This window comes from Phycicoccus elongatus Lp2, from assembly GCF_000367525.1.
Lineage (GTDB): Bacteria > Actinomycetota > Actinomycetes > Actinomycetales > Dermatophilaceae > Phycicoccus_A > Phycicoccus_A elongatus.
In genome coordinates, this window is the sequence record NZ_HF570956.1 from 1,273,639 (window position 1) to 1,291,731 (window position 18,093).

At 69.1% G+C, this 18,093-nt stretch carries 15 protein-coding genes; 7 read left to right on the forward strand and 8 right to left on the reverse strand.

The features are described 5' to 3' along the window. Positions 1–146 precede the first annotated feature (146 nt). The 4 genes from BN10_RS06040 to BN10_RS06055 form a co-directional block, all read right to left on the reverse strand. Positions 147–1,298 (reverse strand): TadA family conjugal transfer-associated ATPase, encoded by a 1,152-nt coding sequence (locus BN10_RS06040; RefSeq protein ID WP_010850306.1) that lies wholly within the window; start codon positions 1,296–1,298, stop codon positions 147–149. Further along, positions 1,295–2,002, reverse strand: coding sequence for a hypothetical protein (locus BN10_RS15635; RefSeq protein WP_010850307.1), 708 nt, complete (start codon positions 2,000–2,002; stop codon positions 1,295–1,297). The genes BN10_RS06040 and BN10_RS15635 overlap by 4 nt, the downstream gene beginning before the upstream one ends. Positions 2,003–2,293: 291 nt before the next feature. Beyond that, positions 2,294–3,163: a Fic family protein gene (locus BN10_RS06050; RefSeq protein ID WP_010850308.1), complete on the reverse strand. Its 870-nt coding sequence runs from the start codon at positions 3,161–3,163 to the stop codon at positions 2,294–2,296. After that, complete coding sequence (locus tag BN10_RS06055) at positions 3,160–3,999, reverse strand: acyl-CoA thioesterase (protein WP_010850309.1); 840 nt, start codon at positions 3,997–3,999, stop codon at positions 3,160–3,162. The genes BN10_RS06050 and BN10_RS06055 overlap by 4 nt, the downstream gene beginning before the upstream one ends. Before the next feature lie 23 nt (positions 4,000–4,022). Between BN10_RS06055 and BN10_RS06060 the strand changes: the two genes are divergently transcribed. The 4 genes from BN10_RS06060 to BN10_RS06075 are packed head-to-tail and all read left to right on the forward strand — an operon-like array spanning position 4,023 to position 7,910. Next, on the forward strand, positions 4,023–5,231 hold the full coding sequence (locus BN10_RS06060) for a sensor histidine kinase (RefSeq protein WP_010850310.1): 1,209 nt from the start codon (positions 4,023–4,025) through the stop codon (positions 5,229–5,231). Positions 5,232–5,240: 9 nt separating this feature from the next. Then, positions 5,241–5,981, forward strand: a complete 741-nt coding sequence (locus BN10_RS06065; protein ID WP_010850311.1) for a LytR/AlgR family response regulator transcription factor — start codon at positions 5,241–5,243, stop codon at positions 5,979–5,981. A 43-nt stretch (positions 5,982–6,024) separates the two neighbouring features. After that, positions 6,025–6,369 carry a hypothetical protein gene (locus BN10_RS06070; protein WP_156917155.1) on the forward strand — a complete coding sequence of 115 codons (345 nt, stop codon included), beginning with the start codon at positions 6,025–6,027 and terminating at the stop codon, positions 6,367–6,369. Beyond that, positions 6,366–7,910 carry a sodium/solute symporter gene (locus BN10_RS06075; RefSeq protein WP_010850313.1) on the forward strand — a complete coding sequence of 515 codons (1,545 nt, stop codon included), beginning with the start codon at positions 6,366–6,368 and terminating at the stop codon, positions 7,908–7,910. The genes BN10_RS06070 and BN10_RS06075 overlap by 4 nt, the downstream gene beginning before the upstream one ends. Positions 7,911–7,913: 3 nt before the next feature. On the opposite strand, the gene BN10_RS06080 is transcribed toward BN10_RS06075, so the two are convergent. Genes BN10_RS06080 through tdh form a run of 3 tightly spaced genes read right to left on the reverse strand, consistent with a single transcriptional unit; the run spans position 7,914 to position 10,915 of the window. Beyond that, entirely contained in the window at positions 7,914–9,110 is a 1,197-nt protein-coding gene (locus tag BN10_RS06080) for a glycine C-acetyltransferase (protein ID WP_010850314.1), read from the reverse strand. Between the two features lie 54 nt (positions 9,111–9,164). Further along, the gene (locus BN10_RS06085) at positions 9,165–9,869 is read right to left on the reverse strand and encodes a DUF3558 family protein (protein ID WP_010850315.1); all 705 of its coding nucleotides are present in this window, start codon (positions 9,867–9,869) and stop codon (positions 9,165–9,167) included. A 5-nt stretch (positions 9,870–9,874) separates the two neighbouring features. Beyond that, positions 9,875–10,915: an L-threonine 3-dehydrogenase gene (tdh, locus tag BN10_RS06095; protein WP_010850317.1), complete on the reverse strand. Its 1,041-nt coding sequence runs from the start codon at positions 10,913–10,915 to the stop codon at positions 9,875–9,877. Between the two features lie 260 nt (positions 10,916–11,175). Between tdh and BN10_RS06100 the strand changes: the two genes are divergently transcribed. The 3 genes from BN10_RS06100 to BN10_RS06110 all read left to right on the forward strand — a co-directional run bounded on the left by BN10_RS06100 (position 11,176) and on the right by BN10_RS06110 (position 14,532). Continuing rightward, positions 11,176–11,475 carry a DUF485 domain-containing protein gene (locus BN10_RS06100; protein ID WP_156917335.1) on the forward strand — a complete coding sequence of 100 codons (300 nt, stop codon included), beginning with the start codon at positions 11,176–11,178 and terminating at the stop codon, positions 11,473–11,475. Between the two features lies 1 nt (position 11,476). After that, entirely contained in the window at positions 11,477–13,168 is a 1,692-nt protein-coding gene (locus tag BN10_RS06105) for a solute symporter family protein (protein ID WP_010850319.1), read from the forward strand. 101 nt (positions 13,169–13,269) lie between these two features. Further along, complete coding sequence (locus tag BN10_RS06110) at positions 13,270–14,532, forward strand: AI-2E family transporter (protein WP_010850320.1); 1,263 nt, start codon at positions 13,270–13,272, stop codon at positions 14,530–14,532. A gap of 386 nt (positions 14,533–14,918) precedes the next feature. On the opposite strand, the gene BN10_RS06115 is transcribed toward BN10_RS06110, so the two are convergent. Continuing rightward, positions 14,919–18,089, reverse strand: coding sequence for an efflux RND transporter permease subunit (locus BN10_RS06115; protein WP_010850321.1), 3,171 nt, complete (start codon positions 18,087–18,089; stop codon positions 14,919–14,921). Positions 18,090–18,093 lie beyond the last annotated feature (4 nt).

Here is an 18,093-nt window from a genome sequence, read left to right on the forward strand (position 1 = left end):
TCGCCTGCTCGTCAGGGACCACCGCGACGACCGGGGCTCCGTCGCCCGTGAACGACGGCCCCCACGTCGCAGGAGAGACGGAAGCGGTCCCGCGGCCGGCCAAGCGGCGACGGCGAGCAGGAGGAGTGACACAAGGACCATGACCGTCACGGCGGGCTCTCCAACCCCGTGACCTCCACCAGCCGATCCCAGCCCGGCCCCCGCCCCAACGTCCCCGGGTGGGGGCTCGATACGGCCGACCGAACCACCACGCGCGCATCCTCGGACCCCACGACACCGAGGTCGATGACGCGCCGGGTCGGGCCGTCACGACCCATGGTGAGCACGACGTCGAGCCCGGTCACGACCTGGCCGTCGACGGCTTCCCGGGACAGTCCGGCCAGCGCGCCCAGGGCCTGCAGGCGAGCCGGGAGCGCCGCCACACCGTTTGCGTGGACCGTGCCAGCGCCGGCGTGCCCGACATTGAGTGCGGCAAGGAGCTCACGGACCTCCGCTCCGCGAACCTCCCCCACGACCAGCCGGTCCGGCCGCATCCGCAAGGCCTGCCGGACCAGGTCGGTCATGGTGACCAGGCCGTGTCCCTCGACATTCGCCGGGCGGCCCTGGAGATGCACCACGTGACCATGCGATGGACGCAACTCGGCGACATCCTCGACGAGCACGACTCGCTCGTTGGTCGGGCAGAGGGCGATCAGCCCGCCGAGCAGGGTGGTCTTGCCCGTCCCGGTGCCGCCACACACGAGGAAGGAGCACTGGCTGGCCACCATGGCCACGAGAATCGCGGCCATCGCCTCATCGACCATGCCCAGCCGGACGAGATCGTCGACCCCGGCCGGCGCCACCCGCGGGATGCGCAGACTCACATGGGCGCCACCCCGCACCAAGGGGGGCAACACGGCGTGCAGGCGTATGCCGCCGGGCAGGTCGACGTCGGCCCATGGCTGGGCATCGTCGAGGCGGCGTCCACCGAGCCCCGCCAATCGGACCGCCAATGGTCGCAACTCCCCCTGCGCCATCCTGACGCCGGCCAGTTCCATCCCCTGCCCGCGATCCATCCAGACCCGACCGTCACCGTTGACGAGGACATCGGTCACGGTCGGGTCGGAGAGGGCGGCCGTCAGGTCACCGAAGCCGAGCAGGTCACGCGTGAGTCGGGCGCCCTCGAGGTCGACGCCGTCTCGACCCAGGCGGAGGGCGGAGGTGCCGACGACATCGCTGATGACCTCGGCGCTGGGTGACCGGCCGGCCTCCACGGCCGCGCGACGGGCAGCGGACCAGAGCGGCGAGGGGGTCGTCATGCGGCACTCGGTCGGCCACGTCGCTGCAGATTGTCCAGCAGGCCGGCAATCGGCCGACTGCCCGGCCAACGACCCCGCTCCATCGCGTTGACCAAGGCCGGCTGGCGTGGGACGTGCCCGATGTGGGTCAGGCCCACATGGTCCTCGATCGCCTCGATGAGTGCTCGATCCGGCTCTGGCCCGGTCGTGACGACGACGGCCTGACGTCCCGACAGTCGACGGCCGTCGATCTGATGCAGCAGGGCGTCCAGGTCGGCGAGCTCTCGGGTGCGGGTTCCGGTCAGCAGGATCCACGTGTGGAGGTCGAGGTCAGGCGGCCAGTACTGCCAGCGCGGGAGGTCCACGATGAGGGGCGTCGAGGCGCGGGCGACGGTCTCCAACACGTCATCGATCGCTTCCCGCGGCGGCGGGCCCAGAGCCGGCTCGACGCGAGAGGCACCGGCAGAGAGCACGGCGCACCCTCGCGATGCCGGCAGGGACCGCACGAGCAGATCGGGGTCGACCACACCGCGCACGGCACCGAGATCGGGCCAGCGGAGCCCTTCGACGTGGTCGATGCCGCACGTCACGTCGATCCCACCGCCGGTGAGGTCGAGATCGACGAGCAGGGGTGCCCGCTTGGACCAGGCGCCCGCGAGTGCGGCGGCCAGGGTCGAGGAGCCGAGCCCACCGGATGCACCGGTGACGACGAGGGGGGAGGACATGCCTCCACCGTGACCGCACGCCGTGGGTCCCGCCAGACCAGGAGTCGCGGCCTGTGGACGACACACCTCGCCCGAACGGGCCTGTGGATGAAAACCCCCGGACACGGGCGACGGCCCCGGTGGGGGGACCGAGGCCGTCGGGGCGTGCCGAACTCCGGGGGGAAGAATCCGGACCGCCCTCGCTGCAACCCGAGGGGGGAGCGATGGGTTCAGTACATCGGAGCCATCGCCTGCGCGCAAGCAGTAAAGCCAAACTCGTGAACCGCAGCGCATTTCGCGCTCAACTGGCGCTCAGCCATCGGAATCCCCCAGTTTCCCGGCGAGCACGGCGTCCGCGACGCGCTCACCTTCGCGTGCCGCCCGGGTCAGGGCACCGATCGCCTGGGTCATCCAGAGAGTCACCCCGTCCCGGTCGCCACGGGCGTAACCGCTGAGCGCCCCCAGGTATGCCGCGCCGCCAGCTTCCCCGTGCCCGGCCTCGGTGACCGCCACCCCGGTGGGGTCGAGTCCACCGGCGCGCACGATGTATCGCTCGACGGCCCTGGCCACCGTGCCGTTCGCCCGCGTGAAGGGACGGGAGTGAACCAGCTCGGCATGGGCGAGCGCCGCCGCGACCGGCACCGGGACGACGTCGAGGGCGCTCATCAGGGCCACGACACCTCGCAGGCGCATCCTGGCCTCGTCCGCTGCGGGTGCCGGTGACACCTCAAGGAGTTCACGGCAGTCCTCGTCGTCATTGCGGGGGCGACCCAGCTCGTCGGCCGGCACGAGTTCGGCGGCGGCGAGCAGGTGCAGCCGCGCCAGGACCTGGAGGGGAGCGGTGGCCGCGGTGAACGATTCCGTCGCCGCCGTCGCGGCGATGGTGCCCTTGGCGACACGCTCGACCGGATCGAGGGGGTCGTGCCATCCCACCGCCCCGCGCATCAGGTCCCGCACGACGTCGACAGGGAGCCGAGCACCCTCGAGTTCCATCGAGGCCGCCGCGCCACGGACCCGTGACTCGGCCGCGGCCTCCGGGATGCGGCGACGCAGCGCCTGGTGCCAGCGAAGGGCGGTGCAGGCCTGCCGTGCCTCGTCGACCGCGGCCGCCACGGCAGGCCAGGTGGCGATCTCGCCCGCTGCCCGGACCGCGTCCGGCACGGACCCCTGAGCCGGGCTCACGCCGGCGGGGCGGACGGCATCCGCACCCCGGCAAGTTGGCGCGACTGGGCAACAACCCGGCCCGTGCTGTCCCACACCACGCAGTCCTCCTCGAGCAGGCCACCGCTGACATTGGTGGTCGTGAGCCGGATCTGCAGCCAGCCCGGCGCCGGCACCGCGCGCACGTGGCCCGAGAACTCGATCGTCGGGGCCCACCCCATGGCGCCCAGGTCGAAGGAGACCGGCGGGAAGGCGTCGAGCACGAAGGGCAGCATCGCGGCATCCGGGACGTGGTCGTCAACGGTCCGCAACCAGCCGCGCAGCTCCCCCTCTCCGCTCGGTGCGCCCATCCCGAAGCCGGCCGTCGCCGGGTCGATCCGGATGTCGAGGCGTTGGAGGATGGCGATCGACCCCACGAGTTCCTTGGGTGCCATCGAGGTGGGGATGCACTCATCAGGCGGTGGCATCGACGGTGGTGGCTGTTGCCGGTGGACGGGCTCGGAGGTCGCGGCCAGGTCGGCCACCGTGCCCAACATCCGGACCCGCTCGACCGGGGAGCCGGCCACGTCCTGCAGCACCGACACCTGGGCGGTCGAGAAGTTGCGACCGACTCGGAGCACGTCCGGCCGAAGCTCGACCGGGCCGGGCTCGCTCGCCGAGAGGAAGTAGGCGCTGAAGGCCACGACATCGCGCTGGCCACCGCCGGCCGACACGGCCTGCGCCATCGCCTTGGCCCCGAGCGCCATCAGGATGCCGCCGTTGATGGCGCCGCCGATCAACCAGCCCGGCGTCAGGTGACCTCTGGTCACCCCGTCGGCCGGGTCGGAGAGGGCGAGGACATCCGAGAGCTCACTCACCCGCCTGACTCTAGGCTGCGAGGGTGCGCAGCTTCGACGTCCCCACCGCGATCGTCGTCGCCGGCGGGATGTTGCTGCTCTGGCTGGCTCTCTGGCTGCAGCGCAGGCTGCGTCGTCGGGGCTTCATCTCCCCCGTCGACCAGGCGACCTATTCGACGCTGCACCGTGCCTCGCTCGCCGCCCGACACCTGTCGACCGGTCTGTCGTCGGAGGCCGGTGACAAGGCCGGAAAGCACCTGCTCGCCCTGCTCGGCGCTCGCGCCCTGGCCATCACCGACCGGGTGGACGTGCTGTCCTGGACCGGACCGGGCGAGACCCTGCATCGCCCGCTCACGATGGCCGTCAACGGCGCTCTCACGGGGGCGGGTCGGACGTCGGCGGCGGACCACCGCGAGGTCAACTGCAGCGACCCCGAGTGTGAGCTGCGCTCGGCCGTCTTCGTCCCGCTGGTCCTCGGCGACGACGTCATCGGGAGCCTCGCGGCATACACCGACAGTGCCTCCCCCGGGCTGGTGCGGGCGACCGAGGAGGTCGCCGCCTGGGTGTCGGCCCAACTCGAACTCGCGCAGAGCAGCCGGGACCGTCCCCGTCTCATGGAGGCGGAACTGCGAGCCCTGCGAGCCCAGATCAGCCCGCACTTCATCTACAACGCGCTCGCGGCGATCGCGTCCTTCGTGCGCACCGACCCGGATCGGGCCCGTGATCTGCTGCTCGAGTTCGCCGACTTCACGCGCTACGCGCTGCGTCGCGGCGGAAACTTCACGACCCTCCAGGAGGAACTTCGCAACGTCGAGCGCTACCTGGTCCTGGAGCAGGCCCGCTTCGGCGAGCGACTCCAGGTCAGCCTGCTCATCGCGCCCGAGGTGCTGTCGGTCAAGGTGCCCTACTTGGCGGTTCAACCCCTCGTGGAGAACGCGGTCAGGCACGGACTGGCGGCCAAGGAAGGGATCGGCCATGTGACCATCCTCGCCAGCGACCTCGGCCACCTGGCCGAGATCGTGGTCGAGGACGACGGAGTCGGCACCGAACCGGATCGGGTTCGCCGGATTCTCGACGCAACCGACGGCTCGGACTCGGTCGGTCTCGGCAATGTGGACGCGCGGCTCCGCCAGGTCTTCGGTGACGCCTCGGGCCTGACCATCGAGACGGCGCCCGGGGCCGGCACCAAGGTGAGCTTCGTGGTCCCCAAGTTCTCGCCCGGCATCTCCGATGACGACTATGCCTCTCGGTAGGCTGCCGCCGTGACCGGTCCGGGGTTGACTGCGCTCGTCGTCGATGACGAGCGGCCAGCCCTGTCCGAGCTCGCTTGGCTGCTCGACCAGGACGAGCGGGTGGCCGAGGTCATCGCCGCCTCCAGCGGCACCCAGGCCCTGACCGTCCTGGAGGGTCGGGACGTCGACGTGATCTTCAGCGACATCTCGATGCCGGGCCTGGACGGCATGGCCCTGGCCCGCGTCGTCGCCAAGTTCTCGACCCAACCCCAGATCGTCTTCGTCACCGCGCATGACCAGCACGCAGTGGATGCCTTCGCCCTCGACGCCACCGACTACGTCATGAAGCCAGTGCGCCAGGACCGGCTTCGGGAAGCCGTCCGCAAGGTTCTCACCCGCTGCGAGGAACCCGGCGGGACCGAGACAGACGCTCAGGACGAGACCATCCCGGTCGAGTTGGGGGGCGTCACACGGTTCATCACCCGCCGCCAGATCCGCTATGCGCAGGCCCAGGGGGACTACGCCCGACTGCACACCGAGAACGGCAGCCACCTGGTGCGGATCCCGCTGTCCACCCTCGAGGAGCAGTGGGGCGAGCACGGATTCGTGCGCATCCACCGCAGCACCCTCGTCGCGCTCCCGCATGTCAGCGAAGTCCGGATGGACCACGGGCGGTGCAGTGTCGTCGTCGGCACCACCGAGCTCCAGGTCAGCCGCCGGCACACCAAGGCCCTGCGCGATCTGGTCCTGCGCCGCCAGGGGCGGCCGTGACCCCGTCGTGAGCCAGCCCTCCTCGACCCCGAAGCGGGTGCGCGTGACGCGCTCCCGACGGGTCTCCCAGCGGGCGTCCTGGCGCCCGGTCGCCGCGGAGCTGGACGAGCAGACCGGTGTCGGCGATGTCTATCTCGAAGGCCTCATGCGCGCACAGTTCCGCCTGTCCGTGCTCGTCCTCATCCTCCTCGTCGTCGGGCTCGGCGGCCTCCCCGTGCTGTTGATCGTCTTCCCGACCACGCGCAGCCTGACCGTGATCGGCGTCCCCTTCCCCTGGCTGGTGCTCGCCATCGCCTTCTACCCCACGATGTGGCTCCTCGCCCGGTGGTATGCCGCGCAGTCGGCTCGCGTGGAACGCCAGTTCCGTGACGTGCTGAGTGGCCGGTGACCTCGTCCCTGTCCCTTGTCGCGGTCGGTGCCGTGTGCCTGCTCACCATCGTCTTCGGGGCGTTGGGGCTGCGACTGTCGAGGGCGACGAGCGACTTCTATGTTGCGGGGCGATCGGTCTCCCCACGCATGAACGCCAGTGCGATCGGGGGCGAATACCTGAGCGCAGCAAGCTTTCTCGGTGTCGCGGGCCTCATCTACGACTTCGGGGTCGATCAGCTGTGGCTGCCGGTCGGCTACACCACCGGTTACCTCGTGCTGCTCGTCATGGTCGCCGCCCCGATGCGCCGGTCCGGTGCCTACACCGTCCCCGACTTTGCCGAGGCCCGCCTGCAGTCGGGGCGGGTGCGACTGGTGGCCTCGACCCTCGTCGTGGCCATCGGATGGATCTACCTTGTCCCCCAACTCCAGGGCGCCTCGCTCGTGCTCCAGATCGTCGCCGACGTGCCGGGCTGGGTCGGCGGCACCGTCGTCGCCATCGTCGTCATCCTCGCGGTGGGGGCCGGCGGCATGCGGTCCATCACCTTCGTCCAGGCAGTGCAGTACTGGATCAAGTTGACCGCCTTGGCCGTGCCGGCCTTCGTGCTCATCGTTCTCTGGGTCCGTGCCGGTCACCCCGCCCCCGATGTCCCCAGCACGTCGTGGGAGGTGGCCCTCACGCCGCGCGCCGAGGGTGACCACCCGACCTACCGGGTCTACTCGACCCTCATCGCGCTGAGCCTGGGCACGATGGGCCTGCCGCACGTCCTCGTTCGCTACTACACCAATCCGGATGGCAACGCCGCGCGTCGCACCACCGTCAATGTCCTGCTGTTGCTCGGCCTCTTCTACCTCCTGCCCCCCATTTACGGGGTTCTCGGCCGCGTGCACCTGCCGACCATGCCCGAGGGGGTGCGCTCGGACTCGATCGTCCTGCGCCTGCCCGGCGTCGTCGTCGGCGGCCTGGGTGGCGACCTGCTCACGGCGGTGCTCGCCGCGGGGGCCTTCGCGGCCCTGTTGTCGACGGCCTCGGGCGTGGCCATGTCAGTGGCGGGCGTCCTCGACCAGTCCCTCATGCGCCCCTGGGTGGCCCGCCTCTCCGGCGGCGACGCGGGTATGCCGGTCGGTTTCCGCCTCGCAGCCCTCGCCGCGGTGGCGGTGCCCTATGTCGTCAGCCGGCTGGTCGAGCCAATCGGCCTGGCGACGATGGTGGGACTCGCCTTCGCCGTCGCTGCCTCCACCTTCGCACCGCTGCTCATCCTCGGCGTGTGGTGGCGGGCGCTCTCCACCATCGGGGCGATCGCCGGTCTGCTCACCGGTGCCGTCGCGGCCACCGCGGCGATCTTTGCGTCGATCGCGCTTCGGCCGGTCGACGGATGGCCCGGGTGGACCGGAGCTCTGCTCTCCCAACCAGCCGCGTGGTCGGTCCCCCTCGCCACCTTGGTGACCGTCGTCGTGTCCCTCTCGACGCCGGCGTCCGTCCCGCCCGGCACGACTCGCCTGCTCGTCCGGTTGCACACGCCCGAGGGTGTCGACGTGTCGCGGTCACGACCCGACGACTGAGGCTCAGGCCACGACAGCCCGCGCCGACACGAAGGCATCGACGCACTGGCGGACATCATCCTCGGAATGGGCGGCACTGAGCTGGACACGAATTCGCGCCCTCCCCTTGGGCACCACGGGGAAGCTGAAGGCAATGACGTACACCCCCGAGTCGACCAGCATGTGGTCGGCGACCGCGGCGGCGGTGCGGGCACCACCCTCGCCGGGGAACATGACGGGGATGATCGGATGGCTGCCCGGGAGCAGGTCGAAGCCCGCTTCGGACATCAGCGTGCGGAAGAGGGATGCGTTGCGCTGCAACGTCTCCCGAGCCTGCGAAGACGTCGACACCAACTCGAGAGCCTTCAGCGATCCGGCCACGACGGCCGGCGCCACCGAGTTCGAGAAGAGGTAGGGCCTGGAGCGTTGACGCAACAGGTCGACGATCTCCTGATGGGCACTCACGTAGCCACCGGACGCGCCCCCGAGGGCCTTGCCGAGGGTGCCGGTGATGATGTCGACACGGTCCGTGACACCGAAGAGTTCCGGCGTGCCGCGCCCACCGGCGCCGACGAAGCCGACGGCGTGACTGTCGTCGACCAGCACCATCGCCTCGAACTCGTCGGCGAGATCGCAGATCTGGTCCAAGGGGGCAAAGGAGCCGTCCATCGAGAACACGCCGTCGGTCACGACGACGACCCGGTGGGCACCCGCGCCCCGCGCTGCCTCCAGTTGCCCGCGCAGGTCCGCCATGTCGGCGTTCTTGTAGCGATATCTGGCCGCCTTGGACAGGCGGACCCCGTCGATGATCGAGGCGTGGTTGAGTTCGTCGCTGATGATCGCGTCACCCTCGCCAAAGAGCACCTCGAAGACGCCGCCGTTGGCGTCGAAGCACGAGGAGTAGAGGATCGTCGCCTCCATCCCGAGGAACTCACTGAGGGCGCGCTCGAGCCGGTCGTGCTGGGTCTGGGTGCCGCAGATGAAGCGCACCGAGGCCATCCCGAAACCCCACTCGTCGAGCGCCGCCTTGGAGGCCGCGACGACGTCCGGGTGGTCGGCGAACCCCAGGTAGTTGTTGGCGCAGAAGTTCAGGGCGTCGCCTCGCGAGGTGCCGATGTGAGCCGATTGCGGGGTCGTGATCTGGCGCTCGCGCTTGTAGAGCCCGGCCTCCTCGATCTCCCGCAGGGTCTGGGCGAGTTGCTCCCGCACTGCTCCGTACACGGCATACCTCCATCGGTGGTGACGACCGCGGTCAGCGTATGCCGTGGGCGCGCGTCAGCCCCGGCCGGCGGCGTCCGCGGCGTCGAGGGCGTCGAACATGGCCTTGGTCTGGTCCTCACTCTTGGCCACCACGGGCTTGGCCAACTGCACCGTCGAATAGCGCTGTCCACGGCATCCGGAGGCGACCACCAGGGTCGGGTTGTCGAGGTCGGGTGCGTAGTTGACGATGCGCCATTCGTCGGCGGCCAGGCCCTGCCACTGGATCATCGTCGAGAACGCCGCGCAGGCCTGATCCGCGGTCATCGTGCCGGTGAAGAGGGCATCCGTGCGGTCGAGGCGGTCCAGGACCTCCTGGTTGCCCTTGGCCGCGATCCTCGTCATCGCCACCGTCGAGGGCATCGACGCCGCCCACTGATCGGCGGGCACCGACGTCACACTGAGCACCGACCCGTCATTGGACCATTCGCAGCCGGGGAGTCCGACCTTCTCCACCTGGTTGAACTTCGTGTAGGTGCCACCCATGAGCGCGGTGATCGTCGCCTTGTCGAGCAATTGGCAGGCGTCGACGCCCGAGGACACGCTCGGTGACGGCGCGGACACCGACGCGGATGCCGTGGCACTGGGTGACGCCGAGGACGCCTTCGGCGTCGGGGACGCTGCCTCGGGTCTGCCCGAGGCGGAGCAACCGGCGAGCAGGCCGAGCGTCAACCCACCCGCCATCACGCGGGACACCATGGTCTTCAGCAGACTGCGGGGCATTGCGCTCAACTCCAATCGAGGATGACCTTGCCGCCGTGACCGGAGCGGGTGTCGGCGAAGGCCGCCTCCCAGTCCTGCGCGGCATACCGGCCGGTGATGACGGAGGTGACGGCCCGACCCAGGTCTGGCGAGCTGGAGAGCATGGCCCCCATGAGGTACCACGTCTCGAACATCTCCCGGCCATAGATCCCGCGGATCGTGATCATGTGGGTGATGACCGGGCCCCAGTCGATCTCGTAGGGGTCCTTGGGTAGCCCCAGCATCGCGATCCGGCCGCCGTGGTTCATGTTCGCGATCAACTCGCGCGTCGCCGCCGGTGAGCCGGACATCTCCAGGCCGACGTCGAAGCCCTCGACCATGCCCAGATCGTCCTGCGCCTGCGCGAGCGAACCCCCGGTGCCGACATTGACGACACGGTCCGCCCCGGCGGCCCGGGCGAGCTCCAGACGGGCCTCCGACAGGTCGGTGACGCAGATCCGACGGGCCCCCGCGTGCCGGACGACTGCGGTCGCCATCACCCCGATCGGCCCGGCGCCGGTGACGACGACGTCCTCGCCGACGACGGGCCACTGCAGCGCCGTGTGGACGGCATTGCCGAGCGGGTCGAAAAGGACGCCGAGGTCCGGGTCGAGCTCGCCCGGCTGCACCCACGCGTTGGTCGCGGGGATGACGACGTAGTCGGCGAAGGCCCCGTCACGGTTGACCCCGACGCCGATCGTGTGGATGCACATGTGCTTGCGGCCGGCCCGGCAGTTGCGACAGTGCCCGCAGACGACATGGCCCTCCCCCGACACTCGGTCCCCGACGCTGACGTGCTCGACGTCCACACCCACCTCGACGACCTCGCCGAAGAACTCGTGCCCCAGCGTCTGCGGCACCTGCATCGCCGACGCCGCCCAGTCGTCGTAGTCGTACAAGTGGAGGTCGGTGCCACAGAGTCCGGCGCGCAGGACCCGGATCTTGACGTCCTTCTCACCGCACACGGGCTCGGGAATGTCGACGAGTTCGAGACCGGGACCTGGGGCGACCTTCCGCAGTGCGCGCACGACACCCATCCTTGCGTATGCCGCGGAAGCGGCGGCCAGAAGACACCGCTCGGCGCGCGACGCGCGCCGTTCGGCGGTGTGACGGCGCCCACAGACCGTTTCGGTCCACCCGCCCGGCGACGGCCGGCGCGCAACCGGTGCGCGCGGCATACCTCCTCAAGCATGCTGGCCCCCGAGTCGGGCAACGGTGCCTGCTCGGATTTCTTCGGAGGTGACCCTCAGTGAGCAATCACGCCCCCGCCGAGGCCGACGACCAGTACATGGCCGTCCAGGCCACGCCGGAGTTCCAGGCCCTGCGCAAGAAGTTCCGCGGCTTCGTCTTCCCGATGACCGCGTTCTTCCTCGCCTGGTATTTCCTCTACGTCCTGCTGTCGATCTTCGCCTCGGACTTCATGAACAAGGCCCTCTTCGGCAAGATCACGATCGGCCTGGTCTTCGGACTGCTCCAGTTCGTGACGACGTTCGCGATCACATTCATCTATGCGCGATGGGCCAACCGCGACCTCGACCCGGCCGCCGACGCCGTGGGCGCCACGCTCGACGGACAGAGGGAGCACTGACATGGCCGGCCTGACCTCGCTCGCCGCGGCCACGACCGTCGGCAACCCCACGCTCAACATCTCGATCTTCGTCATCTTCGTGCTCGTCACCCTGACCGTCGTCATCAAGGTCGCCGGCGGCAAGAAGACGGCCGAGCAGTACTACACCGCCGGTGGCGCCTTCTCCGGTCGCCAGAACGGCATCGCCATCGCCGGTGACTACCTGTCGGCGGCGTCCTTCCTCGGCATCGCCGGCGCCATCGCCCTCCAGGGCATGGACGGCTTCCTCTACTCGATCGGCTTCCTCGTCGCCTGGCTCGTCGCGCTCCTGCTCGTCGCCGAGCTCATGCGCAACACCGGCCGCTTCACGATGGCCGACGTCCTCGCCTACCGCCTCAAGCAGCGCCCGATCCGCATCGCGGTGTCGGTCTCGGTGCTCTGCGTCTCGCTGTTCTACCTGCTCGCGCAGATGGCCGGCGCCGGTGGCCTGGTGTCCCTCCTCCTCGGCGTCTCGGGCGAGATGGCCCAGAACCTCGTCATCGCCGTGGTCGGCGTCGTCATGGTGACCTACGTCCTCATCGGTGGCATGAAGGGCACGACCTGGGTCCAGATCATCAAGGCGGTGCTGCTCATCACGGCGGCCTTCGTCATGACCGTGTGGGTGCTCGGCAAGTACGGCTTCAGCCTCAGCGGCCTCTTCGACGGCGCGATCGAGACCGCCAAGGGCTCGGCCAACGCCAAGACCGTGGCCGGCGCCGACAAGCTCACCCACTACGGCGTGAAGTACGGCGTGACGACGACCTCGAAGATCGACTTCATCTCGCTCGCCCTCGCGCTCGTGCTCGGCACCGCCGGCCTCCCCCACGTGCTGCAGCGCTTCTACACCGTGCCCACGAGCAAGCAGGCCCGCAAGTCGGTCGAGTGGGCCATCTGGCTCATCGGTGGCTTCTACCTGCTCACCCTCGTCATCGGCTTCGGCGCGGGCGCGCTGGTCGGCCCGGACAAGATCTCGGCAGCACCCGGCAAGGCCAACTCGGCGGCGCCGCTGCTCGCCTACGAGCTGGGCGGGTCCTGGATGCTCGGCATCGTCGCCGGCATCGCCTTCGCGACCATCCTCGCGGTCGTCGCCGGCCTGACGATCACCGCCTCGGCAACCTTCGCCCACGACCTCTACAAGGAGGTCTTCAAGCGGGGCCAGTCCACCCAGGACCAGGAGGTCAAGGTCGCCCGCTACTCGGCGATCGCCATCGGCCTGGTCGCGATCTTCGGCGGCATGCTCGCCAAGAGCCAGAACATCGCCTTCCTCGTGGCCCTGGCCTTCGCGGTGGCGGCGTCGGCGAACCTGCCGACGATCCTCTACAGCCTGTTCTGGAAGGGCTTCAACACCAAGGGTGCCCTCTGGTCGATCTACGGCGGGCTCATCTCCTCGATCGGCCTGATCATCTTCAGCCCGGTCGTCTCCGGCAAGCCGGCGGTCGCCACCAAGCTCGCCGACGGCACGTCGGCGATGCTGAGCCCGTCGATGTTCACCAACCCGGACATCGACTTCCACTGGTTCCCGCTCGACAACCCGGGCCTGATCTCGATCCCGCTCGCGTTCTTCCTCGGCTGGCTCGGGTCGAAGCTCTCCAAGGAGCACAACGCCCAGAAGTACGCGGAGATGGAGGTCCGCTCCCTCACCGGTCACGGTGTGGGACCAGCGGTCGACCACTGACGGTCCTCTCCATCGCGGCACCCGGGCGGGCGGCATACCAATTGGTATGCCGCCCGCTCGGCTTCCCGAGGCCCCGCGCGACCGCCTGAGAGACTGCCGCCATGAGCGGCCACACCCAGGGGGATCCGTCGACGGCCCGTCGAGTCATGGAAGCAGTGCCCTTCGGCCTCTGGGTGACCGGTGCCGTCTCGGCGATCATCGTCGTGACCGGCATGGCCCTGACCACGGTCAACCGCGCACTGTCACCGGTCTCGTCGGTGATCATCGCGATCGTCATCGCGCTGCTGCTCACCGCGCTGCTCCAGCCGCTCACGAGTTGGCTGCGGCGACTGGGGTTGCGTCAGGGCTTGGCGGCGACGCTGACCATGTTCGCCTTCCTCATCGGCCTCGCCGGCGTCTTCTGGCTGACCGGCTCCCAGATCGCCTCCGGCGCTCAGGATCTCGTCGACGGGGTCTTCGATGGTCTCGACAGCGTCCAGGACTGGCTCAAGACCGAGCCCTTCGGGATCAGTGGCGACCAGGTCTCGAGCTGGATCGAGCAGGGCCGCGAGTGGCTGCAGAGCAACTGGACCTCGCTCGCCGGGGGGGTGCTGTCGGCGGGCAGCGCCCTCTCGACGGTGGGGGTCGTCTTCGTCATCGCCCTGGTCAGCACCTACTTCTTCTTGGCCCAGGGGCGCCGGTTGTGGCTGTGGTTCCTCCGACTGTTGCCCCGCCCCACCCAGCAGCCGGTCCACGACTCGATGCGTCGCGGATGGGTCGCCGTCCTGGCCTACTCGCGCACGCAGATCATCGTGGCAGCCGTCGACGCCGTCGGGATCGGCCTGGGAGCCCTGCTGCTCGGCGTCCCCCTCGTCGTGCCGATCGCCGTGTTGACCTTCCTGATGGCCTTCATCCCGGTCGTCGGAGCGGTGCTCTCCGGGATCGTCGCCGTGCTCATCGCCTTCGCCAGCAACGGATGGGTGGCGGCCCTGATCATGATCGGGGTCGTGCTGGCCGTGCAGCAGATCGAGTCCAACGTCCTGCAGCCGCTGCTCATGTCCAGGGCCGTCGACATCCACCCGCTGGCGGTGATCCTGGGCGTGACCGTCTTCTCGTCCGTCTGGGGGATCATGGGGGCGCTCGTGTCGGTGCCCGCGATGGCGCTGGTCAAGGTCGTCGTGCTCTCGCTGCGCGGCCACGACCCCTATCCCCAGTTGGGCAGTGATCCGGTCCCGCCCTATCGCGAGTCCGATCCGCAGGACACCGACGAGCCCCTCGTCGACGAGGCAGAGGCAACGGCTGCAGGCGCCCCGGCGGCAGCCGCCACGGCGACGCCCGCCGACGAGGTCAACGAGCAGCAGCCTCCGCGCGCAACCCGAACGTGAGGTCGTCGTCGACGGTGTCGAAGAAGGCGCCGACGACGTCATCGAGCTCATCGAGCTTCTGCGCGCAGAAGAGCACCGGCTGGTATTTCCGTGATGTCGTAGGCCAGGGTGCCCATGTCGGCCAGGTCGAGCGGGCGATGCTCCGTGTGGGTGAACTCGTCCTGCAGCCCGGCCTCATGTCACGCGCCGTCGACCTCCACCCGTGGGCGGTCATCATCGGTGTGACCCTCTTCTCCTCCATCTGGGCGAAAAGTGACCGGAGGGGCCGGGCCGCACCGTCGTGCCGGGCCGCACCGTCGTGTCGGAGCGCACCGTCGTGCCGGAGCGCAACGACGAGCCCTCGTCGACGAGGAGGCCGACCGACTGACGCCCGCCCCATGTCGAGGTCAGCCCGCGGGACTCGGCACCTGCTCGAGGCCTGCCGGCCCGCTCTCGGAGGCGTTCTCAGCCGCACTCTCGTCGCGCCGGCCGCGTGCGAAGCGCAGATAGAGTGATGGCACGACGAACAGGTTCAGCAGGGTCGAGGTGACCAGGCCACCGAGGATGACGATCGCCATGGGGTGTTCGATCTCATGGCCGGGCACATCACCCATGACGACGAGCGGCACGAGCGCCAGCGCCGTGGCGAGCGTCGTCATGAGGATCGGTGCGAGGCGCTCGCGTGCGGCGCGCAACACCAGCTCCGGACCGAAGGTCTCACCTTCGACATCCTCGAGATGCTGGCAGTGACTGATCATGAGGATTCCGTTGCGCGCGGCAATACCCAGGACCGTGAACAGGCCGACGAAGGAGCCGATGGTCATGGTGCCGCCAGTGGCCCACGCCGCGAGGACACCGCCAACGAGTGCCATCGGCAGGGTCAGCAGACTGAGGAAGGCCAGTCGCCAACGCCGGAACGACGCGTACAGCAACCCGAGAATGGCCAGGACGGCGATGATCGAGAGCAGCCGCAGTCGCTGGGACGCGGACTGCCGTTCGGTGTCCTCGCCGATGACCTCGAACCGGTATCCCAGGGGTAGCTCGACCGTCTCCGCGGCCGCGCGAACATCGGCGGCGACATTGGCCAGTGCACGTCCCTCGACGTTGGCACCGACGTCGAGGCGGCGGGAGCCATCGATGCGCCGGATCATGCTCGGTGTCGAGCTCATCTCGACCGAGGCGATGTCGGCCAAGCGCACCGTCCCACCCGACGGGGTGTCGATGAGCATGTCCTTGACGTGATCGGGGGTCTTCCGAGACTCCGGGACGCTCCACACCATGACGTCATAGGCCTTGCCCTCGCGATAGACGTCGGAGAGTTCCTCGGCCGCGAGATAGACCGCCGCCTGGCGCCTCACGTCGCCCGGCTTGAGACCGACGGTCTGCGCCTTGTCGAGATCGACCTGAACGACCAGGTGCGGGATCCGCGTCTGGAGGTCCGTGTGGGGGTCCTTGACCCCTGGGATGTCCGCGATCGCCGCCTCGATCTCGTGGGCCTTGGCCTCGATGACATCGAGATCGTCTCCGTAGACCCGCACGACAACGGCCTCGCCGGCACCGGTCAGCACCTCACGGATGCGCTCCTTGAGGTAGGTCTGCACGTCGCGTCGCAGGCCCGGATAGCCGTCAACGACCTCCTGGACCCGGGCGAGGGTCGAGTCGTAGTCCTTGTCCGGATCGATGCTGATCCAGTTCTCGACGAAGTAGATGCCGTAGACCTCGTCGCCCATGACTGCCTGGCCGACGTGGGCGCCGAAGTTGCGGACGCCGGGGACCTGACGGAGCTCGCGACTGGCGGCCTTGGTCACCTGCATCGTCTCGTCATAGGAGGCACTGGGCTCGAGCACCCAGTGCATGAGAAAGTCGCGCTCCTTGAAGGTGGGGAGCAGGTCCTGGCCGAGCCGTGGCACGACGGCCACGCCCCCGGCCGCGAGGGCGATGACCAACGCATAGGCGGCCAAGGGACGCCGCACGATCGGCCGGAGGAGGCGGTCATAACCTCGCTGGGTCCACCGGACGAGCGGTGGCGGCTTGGGGTCCAGCGTGGCCTTGCGTAGCAGGATGAGCGCCATGGCGGGCGTCAGGGTGACCGCCACGAGCATCGAGGCGCCCACAGCAAGGGTGTAGGACAAGGCCAGGGGCTGGAAGAACGACCCCATCAGGCCCGTGAGGAAGAAGACCGGGAGCGCCGCGGCCAGAATGATGAAGGTCGCATAAACGATCGGGCTCCGAACCTCCAGCGATGCCTCCAGCACGATCGACGCAGTGGAGCGGGTCCCACCCTCCTCTCGATGTTCGCGCAACCGTCGGACGATGTTCTCGACATCGATGATCGCGTCATCGACGACCACGCCGACCGCGATGACCAAGCCGGCGAGCACCATCGTGTTGGTCGTCTCGCCCCGCGCGTACAGGACGAGGGCCGCCGCAACCAGCGAGAGCGGGATCGCCACGATTGATATCAGCGCCGTGCGCCACTGGAAAAGGAAGAACATCAGGACGATGGCCACGAGAATGATGCCCAGGGTCAACGCCCGCGTGAGGTTGTCGATGGACAGTTCCACAAAGCTCGCGGGCCGGAAGATCGTGGTGTCGAGCTCGAGGTCCCCGAGCGACGGGGACATCCTCATGAGTGCCTCCTCGACGTCCCTTGTCACGTCGAGGGTGTTGCCCCAGGGGAGCTTCTCGACGATGAGCAACAAGCCGTCGCCATCGTTGATGACCGCATCGCCGATGAGCAACTGGTGCCCCTTGACCACGGTCGCGACATCGCCGAGCAGGACGTTCTTGTCGCCCTTCTTCGCCACGAGGATCTGGGAGATGGATTCGGCCGACTCGAGGGGCAGCACATGTTGCACCACCTGGCGCTGAGTCCCGTCGTCGACATAGCCGCCCGTGCCGATCTTGGTCCCGGTGCGGTGCTTCAGGAGTCCCGCATCGGTGCCTGCCGACGCCGCAGCCATGACCTCCTCGAGGGAGACCCCGGCGGCCCGCATGCGGTCAGGATCGACCTGGACCTGCCACTGGTTCTTGCGCATTCCCCAGACCGCAACATTGGCCACCCCCGGCAGCGCCATCAGTTGCGGCCGGATCTTGTAGCGGACAATGGTCGCCTGCTCGATGGGGTCGAGCGAGTCGGAACTCACCCCGATCTTCATGACCCTGCTGGTCGCCGACAGCGGTTGGAGCACCACCGGGGGGGTGGCCCAGCTCGGCAGAGTGGGCGTGATGGTCTGGATCCGCTCGGCCACCAGTCGGCGGGCATCGATGACATCGGTCCCCTTGGCGAAGATGAGCTCGACCGACGACTGCTGCGGGATCGACTTGGAGCGCAAGGTGACAAGGGACGGCATACCGCTCAACCCTTGTTCCAAGGGGACGGTGATGAGTTCTTCGACCTCCTGGGCGGACAGCCCCAGCGCGTCGGTCTGCACTTCGACCCGCGGCGGAGCGAACTCCGGGAAGACGTCGACGGGCGTCTCCCGCAACTGCAACCCGCCGAGGACGAGCATGGCCACGGACGCAGCGACCGCGATGTAGCGGAACCGAAGACTGAAGATGAGGATCTGTCGCATCATGGCC

Excerpts from the sequence above, each read along its gene's own strand:
- BN10_RS15635 (WP_010850307.1), bottom strand. The coding sequence starts at position 2,002 with ATGTCCTCCCCCCTCGTCGTCACCGGTGCATCCGGTGGGCTCGGCTCC.
- BN10_RS06085 (WP_010850315.1), bottom strand. The coding sequence starts at position 9,869 with ATGCCCCGCAGTCTGCTGAAGACCATGGTGTCCCGCGTGATGGCGGGT.
- BN10_RS06100 (WP_156917335.1), top strand. The coding sequence starts at position 11,176 with ATGGCCGTCCAGGCCACGCCGGAGTTCCAGGCCCTGCGCAAGAAGTTC.
- BN10_RS06115 (WP_010850321.1), bottom strand. The coding sequence starts at position 18,089 with ATGATGCGACAGATCCTCATCTTCAGTCTTCGGTTCCGCTACATCGCG.
- BN10_RS06105 (WP_010850319.1), top strand. The coding sequence starts at position 11,477 with ATGGCCGGCCTGACCTCGCTCGCCGCGGCCACGACCGTCGGCAACCCC.
- BN10_RS06040 (WP_010850306.1), bottom strand. The coding sequence starts at position 1,298 with ATGACGACCCCCTCGCCGCTCTGGTCCGCTGCCCGTCGCGCGGCCGTG.
- BN10_RS06110 (WP_010850320.1), top strand. The coding sequence starts at position 13,270 with ATGAGCGGCCACACCCAGGGGGATCCGTCGACGGCCCGTCGAGTCATG.